The following is a 13,105-nucleotide window of genomic DNA, read 5'->3' as shown; positions in this document are numbered from 1 at the left end:
GAACTGCTTCGCCGCACGCGGAGCGATGCGGACCACGATGGCACAGGGTGTTCACAGGCGGTGAAGGTGGCTTCGTAGGGCCGTCCAAGCCGGCTGAAGCCAGCGCTCCCGGCTCCGCCGATCTTGTGGTCTTTCTGGGAGCGCCGGTCATTAGACCGGCCCGAGTGGTCCTTCGCTGCGGATGGAGATCTTGTGCGCCCGGGATGGGCAGCGATTCTGGGGAAGGAGAGTTGGGAACAACGAAACGAGCGAAATGGACGAAATTTTAGATATGGATCAGGCAGGAAAAATCCATATCAATATCCACCCCAGAAGCACTCGCTCATCTTAAATAAACATATACACACCAACATACATCAATCCCCTAATCTCAAACCTTTTAGCTCTTCAATTCCCCCTGCCTTTCTTTCGTCGGTTTCGTTCGTTTCGTTGTCCTGATGACTGTCTTTTGGACACCATGTGCCTTTCGGAAAGGTCGGGGCCGTACCCGGGGGTGCAGGGGGTTCCATCGGCAGCCGGGGACCATTCGGGCCGGTCTAATGACCGGCGCTCCCAGGTGGGAGGCCTTGTGAGAACCGGCTTTCACACGGGGTTCGCCTACCTGCCAAGCGCGCCAGTGGCACGCGCTCCCAGGGGAGCACAGGATCAGCGGGACACGTGGTGGGGACCGGCGCGGGCGGGGAGAATTGTGGCTCCGGCGAGGGGAGGGTGTCTCGCCGGAGCCAGCTCAGTCTGGGGGAGATTGTCTTTTCTCCGGTTTCACCCGGAGAGTTCCGGCTTTTCCCGGAGAGTTCCGATATTGCTGGGAGAACCCTGATTTTACCCAAGGAACTCCTGTGCCAGTGTCACCCGGAGCAGTCCGGCTTCACTCAGAGGGAAATCCCGACGCCGCATTCCGGATTCATGCGGCGGGATTCTTGGAAAGCTGCCTGATCGTTCAAAAAGGCGAGCCTGCCGGACTCACGCGGCCTTGCGGAGGAGGGCGACGAGGACGCCTTGGATGATCAGTTCCCGGGCGGGGATGAGGTCGGGGAAGGATTCATTCTCGGCGTGCAGGTAGGGCTTGCCCTTGTTCATGATGTAGCGCTTCAGCGTGGTCTCGCCGTCGATGAGGGCGGCGACGATGTCGCGGTCCCGCGGCTCGCGGAATTCCAGGATGACGGTGTCGCCGTGGCAAATGTGCGCATCGACCATGGAGTCCCCGCGCACCTTCAGGGCGAAGGTCCGAGCGCTGCGGGGGATGCCGAGCGTGGCGATGTCGATGGAGATGCAGCCTTCCTTCTCCTGGTCCACCTCGCCGGCCATGCCCGCGGCGATCTGGCCGTAGACGGGGATGTCCACGATTTCCTCGCGGTCCAGCTCCTCGGGGAAGACCACGGCGCGGGCCTTGCCGGGGAGGCGCTGGATCACGCCCTTCCTCTCGAGCGCACGCAGGTGGCTCATCGCCGCGGTCTGGCTGGCGAACTTGAAGAAATGCTGGATCTCCCGGGTGGACGGCATCACGCCCGTCTTCCGCTGGGCGGACTTGAGATACTCGAGGATCTCCCTTTGGCGCTGGGTCATCGGTTCACTCATCGCTTTTTTGAACAGTGTTCTTTGGAACAAAACAGGATGAACACCATCCGGCAAGCGGAAATTCGGAGAATCCCGCCTTGAGGGAGAGAGCCTTCCGGGGAATCATCCGCCCGATGCTTCGCCGAGCCCGCCTTTTCGGTCTTCTCGCCTTTTCCTTTCTCCTGCCAGCCTGTGGTGTTGATTCGCCACCGGCCCGTCAGCCGTCGCAGCAGCAGGGTGCCCCGCCGATGCGCGCGGAGGCCGTGCAGCCGACCGCCATCCCGACGACGCCGCCACCGCCGGTGGCCGCCGAGAGCGTCATCGTCATCGACCCCGTGTCCGGCCGCGTGCTCTACGCGAAGAATGCCGACCAGCGCCGCCCGGTGGCTTCCACCCAGAAGCTCGTCACCGCGCTCGTCGCCCTGGACGGGAATATCGACCGCCAGGTGACCATCACCGCGGACGATACCCGCTGCGAGCCCACGAAGCTCTACCTGAAGCCCGGCGAGGTCCACTCGCGCCGCGAGCTCGTGAAGGTGCTGATGGTGAAGAGCGCCAATGACGTGGGCCGCGCCCTCGCCCGCGACATCGGCGGCAGCCAGGAAGGCTTCTCCGCGATGATGAACCGCAAGGCCGCCCAGCTCGGCATGCGGAACTCGAATTTCCTCAACCCCCACGGCCTGCCGCAGGAGGGTCAATACTCCACCGCCCGCGACATCGCGATCGCCGCCCGCTCCGCCTGGCGGAATCCGACGATCCACTCCTTCACGGCGATGAAGAGCACCACCTTCCGCCACAGCGACGGCCGGGTGAAGACGCTCCAGAATACCAACAAGCTCCTCAAGACGGTGCCCTACTGCGACGGCCTGAAGACCGGCACCACGAATGCCGCGGGCCGCTGCCTCGCCTCCTCCGGCACGCTGAATGGCCGCTCCGCCATCGTCGTGGTGCTGAAGAGCAACTCGGCCAACGTGTGGAACGACTCCGAAAAACTCCTGCGCTGGGCACTGGAACGCCCGACGACGGAGGGATGAGCGGGCATGACCCCAGTCAAGAGCTGGCCGACCTGACCGGGGCCGGGCTGCTCCGCACGCTGAAGCCGCTCGATTCCCCCGCTGGGCCGCGCGTCGTCCGGCAGGATCGCGAGCTTTGGAATTTCGCCTCGAATGACTACCTCGGCCTCGCGGCGGATGCGGAGCTGGCGGAGGCATTCATCGAGGGCGTCAGGAAATACGGGGCGGGCTCCGCGGCATCGCGCCTGGTGTGCGGCACGCTGCCGCCGCATCACTTGCTCGAGGAAGCGCTGGCCGCGGCGAAGGGCGCGGAGGCGGCGCTGGTCTTCACGTCGGGCTTTGCCACGGCGGTCGGCAGCATGCCGGCGCTGGCGGGAAAGGACGACGTGCTGGTGCTCGACAAGCTCTGCCACGCCTCGCTCATCGATGGCGCACGGCTTTCCGGGGCGACCATCCGCGTCTTCCCGCACAATGACACGGCGAAGCTCGCGCGCCTGCTGGAGGGCATCCGTGCGAAGCAACCTGCCGCCCGGGTGATCGTGGTGACGGAGTCGGTCTTCTCGATGGATGGCGATGTCTGCCCGCTGCGGGAGATCTTGGAGCTGAAGGACAGGCACGGCGCGCTGCTCTTCCTGGATGAGGCGCACTCCTTCGGCGTGCTCGGACCGCGTGGCATGGGGCTGGCGGCGGAGCTGGGATTGCAAGACCGCGTGGATTTCCAGATGGGCACCTTCAGCAAGGCGGCAGGTCTCTCCGGCGGCTACCTCGTCACGTCCGCGGCTTGGCGGGACCTCTTGGTGAATCGCGCCCGCTCCTTCATCTACTCCACCGCGCCGCCCCCGGCACTGGCGCACGCCGCGATGGCATCGCTGGAGCGCATCCGGTCCGCGGATGGCGAGGCGCGTCGCTCGCGGCTGCGGGAATACATCGCGCGGCTCTCCCCGGGTCATCCGTCCCCGGTCATCCCCGTGGTGCTGGGGGGGAATGAGGCGGCGCTGGAAGCGGCGGCGCGTCTGGAGGCGCGCGGCTTCCTCGTCCCGGCGATCCGCTATCCCACGGTGCCACGCGGCACGGCGCGGCTGCGCATTTCGCTCTCGGCGGCGCATCCGCACGAGGCGGTGGCGGCGCTCTGTGTCGGGATGGCTTCGGAGTAAGTCAGTCTTCGGACTCGGCGATCTCTTTCATCACCGCGGCCATTTCCCCGCCGAGTTGGCGTCCGCAGGCAGCCCGCCAGAAGGGCCCGAGGCCTTTCTCGGGATCGGCCATGACGAGTGCGCGGCGGACCTTTTCTTCGCTTTCCTTTCCTTCCTTCCTTTCCGGCACGCCCGCCTGATCCCAGCTCCGCAGCTCGATCCGTGCGGCGGTTAGCGAGCGCAGCAGCAGCCCGCCATCGGCCACGCGGATCGGGAGCTGGAAGAGCGCCCGGCCCGCGGCACGCACCGACTCGATGTGGAAGGGCGACACGCCCTCCGAGCCGAAGATCACCCCGGCAGCGCCATGTTCCACGGCCAGCCGGATCACCTCGCCCGTCGCCACCGGATCATCCAGCCGCGGGCAGACGACGATCAAAGCCTCCGCATCCAGGGCTTGCAGGAAAGTGGCCACCTCCCCCGTTTCGGACGGTTGCATGGCGAGGGCCAGCACGCCGCCATGCACCGCGGGGTCCGACATTTCCCCCACCTCGGCGGGGGACCTGCGGGCGACGTCCATGCCGCTCCACACGGGCACTTCCCACGAGTGGTCCTCGGAGATCATCACCCCGGCGACCTCCCACCATCCGGCGAGCGCCGCCTCCACCATCCCCTGCCCCTCCAGCACCACCCACGGGTCTGCACGGGTCACGAGCTGCTCGCGGAGGGTGGATTGCCAGTCATCGGTCACGCGCACCGGTTACGGCAGACGCGGCGGAATGTCGAATTTCCACCTGCGAAGATCTCCGGAAGAGGGCAAACTTCACCGGACCGCCGCGGTTTCCCCCTTTGCCATGCGCCTGATCTTCCTCGCACTCGCACTCCCCTCGCTCGCCATCGCGGACCCGCTGCCTCGCGAGACGGTGCCCGGCCCGGCGGTCGTGGAGGCGCAGGCCGACGAGGGCGGGCGAAAGGTGTGGCACACGCGCTTCTTCCGCATCGATAGCGACCTGCCGCTCAGCGCCACCGAGCTGGCCCGCCTTTCCCAGGTCGCAGACACCACCGCGCTGGTCGTGAAGGCGCACCCGCTGCCCGTCTTCGCCCCGCCGGAGGGCAAGCGGCCACGCATCGCCATCTACTCCAGCGATCAGGACTACGTGAAGGCGGGCGGCGCTCCCGGTTCCTCCGGGAACTACGTCGGTCGGGCCGAGCTGGTGCTCATCCACGGCGGCTACCTCACGCGGCCTCCCGATGCCACACGGTCAAAGCTCGCCGCGCGTCAGGACGAGGACCTGGTGGTCCACGAGATCGTCCACCTCTGCATGCACCGGGTGAACCACGGCGTGCCGCAGTGGCTTGCGGAAGGGATTGCCGAGTATTTCGCCAGCGCCCACACCGGGGCGGGCCGCTTTTCCTTCGCGGACATGGATGCGGCCATCCGCCAGCACCTGCGCGTCCGCCTCAGCCCGGATGACCCCGGCATCCCGCTCGTCCGCGTGGAGGATCTGGTGGGGCTCGATTGGCGGGGGTGGAACCAATACGTGACGGATCTCCCCGTGGACGAGCGCTATCACGCCTACGCCACCGCCCTGTTGCTCGCCCACTATCAGCTCCACGGCGGGGAGAAGCGGCTCGCGGATCTTAAAAATACCCTCGCCGCCGCCCCGAAAAACCGCCGTCCGGTCGAGCTGCTGACCCGTGAAACTGCGGTTTCCACGCAGGAAATGCTGGTCCGATACTGGAAGCCGAAGGGCCTGACGCTGGAATTTCCCGCAAAAAGTCGCTGATTCTCAACAAGAGCGACCTTTAAAAACAGACCTTGCAAAATTTTCAGGTAAATTAAAGCTTTTCAAACCCGGAATATTTGTCATTCTCACTCACAGGTAAGCGACACCACGGTGTTGCCACCTACCTATGGACGCCTTCAGCAAGGCTCATGCATCGGTTCTGAATCCGGGGGGATTTCGGCTGATGTTGCCCGCTCGAAAGTTCATCGGTCTAGAAAGGGTGCGAATTGTAATTCCGGGGGGACTTGCGATTCGCGCCCTTCTTTTTTGTACTGATTTGGGATTTCCACCCTGCCCCGGCCTGCGTTGAGTCGCCGTGCACATGAAGGTAGGGATCGCGCAGATCAACGGGGTGATCGGGGACTTCCCCGGGAATGCGAAGCGGCTGCTCCAGGCATACCGCGAATGCCTGGAACAAGGCGCCGGGCTGGTGATCACGCCGGAGCTGTCTTTGGCCGGCTATCCGCCGCGCGATCTGGTCTTCAAGTCGCAGTTCGTTCCGAAGTGCCTGCAGGCGCTGGACTATCTCGCGGGCGAGGTGAAGGAGGTGCCGCTGCTGGTGGGCTATGTGGATCACAATGACTCCGGCCGCCCGGGGAAGCCCTTCCGCAATGCCGCCGCCTTCCTCCACCGCGGGCAGATCGTCGCCAAGGTGTGGAAGACCCTGCTGCCGACCTACGATGTCTTCGACGAGCGCCGCTACTTCGAGCCCGGCGAGAAGTGCGAGCCCATCGTCTGGAATGGCCTGCGCCTCGGAGTGACCATCTGCGAGGACATCTGGACAGAGGACTACCTGCACCGCCCGCTTTATGAGCGCGATCCCGTGCAGGAGCTTTGCGCGCAGGGCATCGACGTGCTGCTGAATCTCTCCGCGTCCCCCTTCCACCTCGGCAAGCCGGAGATCCGCCGCGAGATGATGGCCGCCGTCGCCAAGGAGGCCGCCGTGCCGGTGGTCTATGCGAATGCCATCGGCGGGCAGGATCAATTGCTCTTCGACGGGCACTCGCTCGTCGCCACCGCGGACGGCCGCATCGCCGCGCAGATGCCGGGCTTCACCGAGCAATGCCTGACGGTGGACCTCGATGCCACCTTCACGGGCGAGGCTCCCCTGCCCCAGCCGGTCGCCGCCGGGCAGCTCCACGATGCACTGGTGCTGGGCCTGCGCGACTACGTGCGGAAGTGCGGCTTCCGCAGCGTGTGCCTCGGCCTCAGCGGCGGCATCGACTCCGCGCTCACCGCCGTGCTCGCGGCGGAGGCGCTGGGCCCGGAGAATGTCCACGGCCTCACCATGCCCAGCCCGTTTTCCTCCGGCGGCAGCGTCGATGATTCCGTGGCGCTGGCAAAGGTGCTCGGCATCCGCTGCGACACCGTGCCGATCGCCGATACCTTCACCTCGGTGAAGGGCGCGATGGCCCCGCTCTTCGACGGGACGAAGGAGGACGTGACCGAGGAAAACATGCAGGCCCGCATCCGCGGCCTCTACCTGATGTCGCTCTCTAACAAATTCGGCCACCTGCTTCTCACCACCGGCAACAAGAGCGAGCTGGCCGTGGGCTACTGCACCATCTACGGCGACATGTGCGGCGGCCTCTCCGCCATCTCCGACCTGCCGAAGACCCGCGTCTATGAACTCTCCCGGTGGATCAACCGCCACCGCGAGATCATCCCCTGGAACACCATCGACAAGCCGCCGAGCGCCGAGCTGCGGCCCGACCAGAAGGACCAGGACACGCTTCCTCCCTACGACGTGCTCGACGGCATCCTGGAGCTCTACGTGGAGCGCCATCTATCCGCCGAGGAGATCGTCGCGCACGGGTATGAGGAAAACCTCGTCCGCTGGGTGCAGCGCCGTGTGGACCTCAACGAGTGGAAGCGCCAGCAAGCCGCCCCCGGCATCCGCGTGACCTCGAAGGCTTTCGGCATGGGCCGCCGCATGCCCATCGTGCAAGGCTTCGCAGGGTGAGGCGGGAGACTTGAGGCGCACACCCTGAGGAGTGTCGACGTTCCGTCGACACAACTTCATGCGCGAGCGCGAGACACGGGTTTTCGTATTGGGAAAGAGTCGCGGGGCCTGGGCCGTCGACACAACCTAACGCGGGAGCACGAGACACGGGTGGACGGAACGTCCACCCTCCTCACCCCCGGCCTCCGCCGCCACAGACTGGGAACGCGGGATTCATCCCGCTTGGACGGATCGGCGAAGCCACCGGACGAGCCTGCCATACCGTGTGCCCAAGCAGGCCACTCTCGTTCTCGCGGCTCTAACAAACCCACTTCCACCAGACACAAGCCACCCGGTCTCGCGCGGAATAAATTCCGCGTTCCCAGTGGCATCGGCAACACGCTCCCAGAGATGCGCGCGTCATGAGCCCACCGGGCCATGAGGCGTGTCGACGTTCCGTCGACACAACCTCACGCGAGAGCGTGAGACACGGGTGGACGGAACGTCCACCCTCCTCATCCCCGGCTCGATCGCCAGTTCGGCTACCGGTTCATCAATTCCTCAATCTCGTCCGCTTCGATCGGAATATCAGCCATCAGGTCGAAGTTCGACTTCTTGCCAATCACCACGTCGTTCTCGATGCGGATGCCCAGGCCTTCCTCGCGGATATAAATACCCGGCTCGATGGTAAAGACCATGCCTTCCGCAAAAGGCTCGTGCGGCGGGGCCACGTCGTGAACATCGAGACCCATGTGGTGCGAAGTACCATGCATGAAGTACTTCTTCACCAGCGCCTTGTCCGGCCCCTGCTCCTTCGCTTCCTTCGCACCGATCAGGCCGAGGTGGATGAGCTCCGCCTCCATCAGCTCGATGACCTGCTTCTGATACTCCATCGGCGTGTTGCCGGGGCGCAGGATCTCGTTCGCACCGCGGAAGACGCGCAGCACCGAGTTGTAAACGTCGCGCTGGCGTGCGGTGAAGCGGCCATTGACCGGGATCGTGCGCGTCAGGTCGGAAGCCCAGCCGGCATACTCCGCGGCCACGTCCAGCAGCAGCATGTCGCCGTCCTGGCAGACCTTGTCATTGTCGATGTAGTGCAGCACGCAGGCATTCGCCCCGCTGCCGATGATCGGCGTGTAGGCAAAGCCACGCGAACCGCGGCGGACGAATTCGTGAAGCAGCTCGGCCTCCACTTCCCACTCGCCCACGCCCGGCTTCACGAAGCCGAGCAGGCGGCGGAAGCCCGCCTCGGTGATCTTGCACGCCTTCTGGATGATATCGACCTCCACCTGGTCCTTCGTGATGCGCAGGCGATGCATCAGCGGTGCGAGGCGCTCGTAGCGGTGCAGCGGGTAGCGGGCCTGGCACTTCTTGATGAAGCGGTCATTCGCCGTCTCCACCACCACCGTCGCGCGCAGGTGCTCGTTCGTCGCCAGGTAGATGTGATCCGCCTGCGGGATCAGCCGGTGCAGCCAGGCCTCGAAGCCGTGGCTCCACTCGATGCGGTCGATGCCCGTCGCCGCGCGCGCCTGCTCCTTCGAAAGCTTGTCGCCGTCCCAGATCGCGATCAGCTCGCTGGTCTCCTTCACGAAGAGCATCTCGCGCTCCTTCGGGTCCTTCGCATCGGGCATCAGCACCAGCATCGTCTCCTCCTGGTCCACGCCGGTGAGGTAGAAGAGATCCGCGTTCTGCTTGAAGGCCATCGTCCCGTCGGCATTCGTCGGGTAGATGTCGTTCGCCAGCACGATGACGATGCTGTTCGGCTTCAGTTGGGCACGGAGCTTGTCGCGATTGCGGACGAAGAGCTGGGGATCGATGGGTTCGTAGCGCACGACTCCACTCCAGCGGAAGCCCCGGCCCGCCGCAACGCGTTTCCCTCACGCCGCCGAAATCTTGGCGAAAGCTTCGGAATCAGCGGCAGGGCCGGTCAGGGCTCCGGAGCCCTTCACCCGATTCTCGTTGAGCCACCCGCGATGATCGCGGAAACACATCCATTCCGATGACCCGCTACCGCCCGCTCCGTTCACTCGTTGCCTGGCTGGGGCTGTTGACTCTTCTCTTCTTTCTCTGGGCGTGGAGAGACTCGATGCGCATGCAAAGCGCCGCTTTCATCCCCACATCCAAGTTTGAACTCTATGCGGGTTCCGAGGCGGGCGGCGTGAGTTGCGCCATCGCCCGGCGGACCTCGCTCATTAGTGTGAGATACGATGGAGGCAAAATGACTCCACTAATCGGGCCCTGCGTCTACCGCGAACCGCTTATCTTATGGGCACACGATCCCTCGACGAACCCATGGCCCCCAGCGGTCAAGACCAAGGAGTCCGGTCCCGACTACGCGGGCGTGACCTTCGCGTGGTGGTTTTTGATCATTCTCCATCTGACGCTCTGGGGGACGCTCGTTGCCTGGAGATGGAGACGCTTCACCAAGCTTCTTGCCCAGAACGAGAGAGCGTGACCGCCGCTGCTCAACCACCCCGCCAGTTCAGCTTTTGCCGCAGGGCCTCGTAGAAGGAGTGGCCGGGCAGCCGCAGGAGATTGAGAGCGTGCTCCGCCTTCCTTACCTCGATGCGGTCCCCGTGCTGGATATTCACGCAGTCCCGGCCATCGACCGTGCAGAGCATCGGTGCCTCGTCCGCATTCTCCGGCGCCAGCTCCACGGTGACGTGGTCGCCGATGATCAGCGAGCGCTGGCTGAGCGTGTGCGGGCAGATCGGCGTGATGACGAAGACGGCGGCGGCAGGACTGATAAGCGGCCCCCCGGCGGAGAGCGAGTAGGCGGTGGAGCCCGTGGGCGTGGCGACGATGAGGCCGTCCGCGCGATAGCTATTCAGCAGATCGCCATCGACATACGCCGACAGCGAGACCAGCCGGCCGGTCTGGCCGCGGGCGAGCACCACTTCATTCAGCGCGCGGAATTCCTTCACCGTGCCATCCACACTGCGCACCGTGGCGGTCAGCAGCGTGCGGCGGCTGGTGGTGTATTTTTCGGAAAGCAGGGCATCGGCGAAGACCTCCACCTCATCGTCCGTGCAGCTCGTGAGGAAGCCCAGCGTGCCGATATTGATACCGGCCACCGGTTTGTCGGTGGGACCCAGCTTCGCCACCGCATTCAGCATGGTCCCGTCCCCGCCCAGCACCGCGATCACGTCGGAGGCGGCTGCCAGGTCCGGGCCCTCCATGCCGCCGGGCACGCCGCAGAGCGAGGCGGCCTCCCTTTCCAAAAGCGAGGCGATCCGCCGGACGGATAGCACGCCCATGAGGCGGTCCAGGGCGATCCGCGCTCCTTCCTTCTGCGTGTTGGCGATGATGCCGACGGTCATGTCCCCTCTTTCTAACGGCTGTTGGCCAGATCCGCAAGGAGAGTCCATTCCTTAACTTGCCCGGACCCCATACCCTTGCCAGATTCCGACCGTGGATGACGACAGCTCGCGGCGACCGCTGAAAACCCGCTCGACCGGATGGGCCCGGGGCATGGCAAGAGGACTCACCTCCGCCGGGATCTCGCCGAATGCCATCTCCGGCTTCAGCGTGGTGGCATCGCTGCTGGGCGGAGCCGCCTTTCTCGCCGCCTCCCGCGGCTGGCTGCCTTGGTCCGCGGGCTGGGTCGCAGGCGCGGCGATGATCCAGCTCCGCCTGCTGTGCAACCTGATGGACGGAATGGTGGCCATCGAGGGCGGGAAGAAGAGCGCCACCGGCGACCTGTGGAATGAGATCCCGGACCGGCTGGCCGATACCATCTTCCTCGTCAGTGCCGGATGGGCCATCGGCCTGCCATGGGTCGGCGCTATCGCCGCCTGGGCCTCGGTGATGACGGCCTATGCCCGCGCGATGGGAGCGGCTCTCACCGGCGGCGCGCACGATTTCTGCGGCCCCTGCGCGAAGCCCCACCGCATGGCCATCCTCACCGTGGCCGCCCTGATCACCGCCGCCGAGCCGCTGTGGAAAGGTCACGCCGAGGTGATGAAGTTCGCCATCATCCTCCTCGCCGCCGGGACCTGCCTCACCATCGTCCGCCGCATCCTGCGCCTGTCCGCAAAACTGAAGGAGGCCCGCCCATGACCGGCACCGTGCTCGCCTTCCTCGTCCGCCTCGCCACGGGCGTGCGCTTGCTCGACGACGTGCCGGAGGACGGCAAGCGCCGCATCTACTTCGCGAATCACGCGTCGCACCTCGACTTCGTGGTTATCTGGGCCGCCCTGCCCGGTCGCCAGCGCGCCTGGACCCGACCGGTCGCAGCGGCGGAGTATTGGGAGAAGAGCCCGCTGCGCCGCTGGATCGCCAGCCGCATCTTCAAGGCCGTCCTCATCCCTCGCGACCTCGCGCGGATGCGTGCCGAGGACCCGCTCGGCAAGATGCTGGAGGCCATCGGGGACGGGGCCGACCTCATCGTCTTCCCCGAGGGCACGCGCAGCGACACCGGTGCCGTGGCCCCCTTCAAGCCCGGTCTCCATCACCTCGCGACGAAGCGCCCGGACGCCCTGCTCGTGCCTGTCTTCCTCGAAAACCTGAGCCGCATCCTGCCCAAGGGCGAACTGCTGCCGCTGCCCCTGATGGGCCAGGCGGTCTTTGGCGAGCCCGTCCCCTGCCCTGCCGAGGGCGAAAGCAAGGCCGCCTTTCTCGAGCGCGCCCGCGAATCCGTCATGTGCCTCTCCCACGGTCATCTCATCCCTGCCAACGATGAAGGATCCTGAACTGCTCTACCTCGTCGGCGGCGTGGTGGCCGTGCTGCTCATCGCCACCCTCATCACCCGGATACTCATCGGGAGATCCGGCGAGACCGCGGTGCTGGTGAATCTCCGCCAGCGAGTGAACGCGTGGTGGTGGATGATGATCGTCTTCTGCTCGTCGCTCGCGCTCGGGAAGTCCGGCGTCTTCTGGTTCTACGGGCTGCTGTCCTTCCTCGCGCTGCGGGAGTTCATCACGCTCTCGCCCACCCCGCGCGGCGACCACCGCACGCTCACGTGGGTCTTCTTCCTCATCCTGCCGCTGCACTACATCTTCGCCGGGGCACCGTGGTACGGGATGTTCCTGATCTGGATCCCCGTTTACGCCTTCGTCTTCATCCCCATCCGCAGTGCGCTGGCGGGCGATACCGAGCGCTTCCTGGAGCGTACCGCACGCATCCAGTGGGGCGTGCTGACCTGCATCTACTTCCTCAGCTACCTGCCGATGCTGCTGTATCTCCCCATCGAGGGCTACCACGGACAGAATGCGAAGCTGCTCTTCTTCGTGGTGCTGGTGACGCAGATCAGCGACGTGATGCAGTACGTCTTTGGCAAGCTCTTCGGGAAGACGAAGATCGCGCCAAAGGTGAGCCCGTCGAAGACCCGCGAGGGCCTGCTCTACGGCGGCGCGGCGGCCACGCTCATCGGCACGTCCCTCTGGTGGGCCACGCCCTTCACCCCCGTGGAAGCGGCGATCATGTCCATCGTGCTCGTGGCGTCCGGATTCTTCGGCGGGCTGGTGATGTCCGCGGTGAAGCGCTCGCTCGGGGCGAAGGACTGGGGCCGCGGCATCCCGGGCCACGGCGGCGTGCTGGACCGCCTGGACTCGCTGCTCTTCGCCGGGCCGATCTTCTTCCACATCGTCGGCTACTACTTCGACACCAGCATGCACGACTCCTACCAGCAGCCGCAGTGGATGTACGATGCCCTGCGCCTGTGGATCGGGAGCTGAGGG

At 65.4% G+C, this 13,105-nt stretch carries 11 protein-coding genes; 7 read left to right on the top strand and 4 right to left on the bottom strand.

Translation table 11 applies throughout. The annotated features are described in order from the left end of the window. Positions 1–960: 960 nt before the first annotated feature. The gene (gene lexA, locus OKA04_RS13605; protein WP_264501726.1) at positions 961–1,575 is read right to left on the bottom strand and encodes a transcriptional repressor LexA; all 615 of its coding nucleotides are present in this window, start codon (positions 1,573–1,575) and stop codon (positions 961–963) included. 113 nt (positions 1,576–1,688) lie between these two features. On the opposite strand from lexA, the gene OKA04_RS13600 reads away from it, so the two are divergent. Both OKA04_RS13600 and OKA04_RS13595 read left to right on the top strand, forming a co-directional pair. Next, positions 1,689–2,588, top strand: a complete 900-nt coding sequence (locus OKA04_RS13600; RefSeq protein WP_264501725.1) for a D-alanyl-D-alanine carboxypeptidase family protein — start codon at positions 1,689–1,691, stop codon at positions 2,586–2,588. Next, the gene (locus OKA04_RS13595) at positions 2,585–3,721 is read left to right on the top strand and encodes an aminotransferase class I/II-fold pyridoxal phosphate-dependent enzyme (protein WP_425503683.1); all 1,137 of its coding nucleotides are present in this window, start codon (positions 2,585–2,587) and stop codon (positions 3,719–3,721) included. Before OKA04_RS13600 ends, OKA04_RS13595 begins: the two co-directional genes overlap by 4 nt. 1 nt (position 3,722) lies before the next feature. On the opposite strand, the gene OKA04_RS13590 is transcribed toward OKA04_RS13595, so the two are convergent. After that, complete coding sequence (locus OKA04_RS13590) at positions 3,723–4,448, bottom strand: TrmH family RNA methyltransferase (RefSeq protein WP_264501723.1); 726 nt, start codon at positions 4,446–4,448, stop codon at positions 3,723–3,725. A gap of 103 nt (positions 4,449–4,551) precedes the next feature. Here OKA04_RS13590 and OKA04_RS13585 point away from each other — a divergent pair, with 103 nt between their 5' ends. Further along, complete coding sequence (locus OKA04_RS13585; RefSeq protein ID WP_264501722.1) at positions 4,552–5,484, top strand: DUF1570 domain-containing protein; 933 nt, start codon at positions 4,552–4,554, stop codon at positions 5,482–5,484. 322 nt (positions 5,485–5,806) lie between these two features. Continuing rightward, positions 5,807–7,447: an NAD+ synthase gene (locus tag OKA04_RS13580; protein WP_264501721.1), complete on the top strand. Its 1,641-nt coding sequence runs from the start codon at positions 5,807–5,809 to the stop codon at positions 7,445–7,447. A 521-nt stretch (positions 7,448–7,968) separates the two neighbouring features. On the opposite strand, the gene OKA04_RS13575 is transcribed toward OKA04_RS13580, so the two are convergent. Both OKA04_RS13575 and OKA04_RS13570 read right to left on the bottom strand, forming a co-directional pair. Further along, positions 7,969–9,258: an aminopeptidase P N-terminal domain-containing protein gene (locus OKA04_RS13575; protein ID WP_264501720.1), complete on the bottom strand. Its 1,290-nt coding sequence runs from the start codon at positions 9,256–9,258 to the stop codon at positions 7,969–7,971. A gap of 633 nt (positions 9,259–9,891) precedes the next feature. Beyond that, positions 9,892–10,746, bottom strand: a complete 855-nt coding sequence (locus tag OKA04_RS13570; protein ID WP_264501719.1) for an NAD(+)/NADH kinase — start codon at positions 10,744–10,746, stop codon at positions 9,892–9,894. Positions 10,747–10,837: 91 nt separating this feature from the next. Here OKA04_RS13570 and OKA04_RS13565 point away from each other — a divergent pair, with 91 nt between their 5' ends. The 3 genes from OKA04_RS13565 to OKA04_RS13555 are packed head-to-tail and all read left to right on the top strand — an operon-like array spanning position 10,838 to position 13,102. Beyond that, positions 10,838–11,485 (top strand): CDP-alcohol phosphatidyltransferase family protein, encoded by a 648-nt coding sequence (locus OKA04_RS13565; RefSeq protein ID WP_264501718.1) that lies wholly within the window; start codon positions 10,838–10,840, stop codon positions 11,483–11,485. Then, positions 11,482–12,117, top strand: a complete 636-nt coding sequence (locus OKA04_RS13560) for a lysophospholipid acyltransferase family protein (RefSeq protein WP_264501717.1) — start codon at positions 11,482–11,484, stop codon at positions 12,115–12,117. Before OKA04_RS13565 ends, OKA04_RS13560 begins: the two co-directional genes overlap by 4 nt. Then, positions 12,104–13,102 (top strand): phosphatidate cytidylyltransferase, encoded by a 999-nt coding sequence (locus OKA04_RS13555; protein ID WP_264501716.1) that lies wholly within the window; start codon positions 12,104–12,106, stop codon positions 13,100–13,102. The genes OKA04_RS13560 and OKA04_RS13555 overlap by 14 nt, the downstream gene beginning before the upstream one ends. Positions 13,103–13,105: the final 3 nt, after the last annotated feature.

The organism is Luteolibacter flavescens, assembly GCF_025950085.1.
Classification (GTDB): Bacteria; Verrucomicrobiota; Verrucomicrobiia; order Verrucomicrobiales; family Akkermansiaceae; genus Haloferula; species Haloferula flavescens.
The sequence above is the reverse complement of the archived record's forward strand: the minus strand, read 5'-3'. Positions and strand labels throughout refer to the sequence as shown.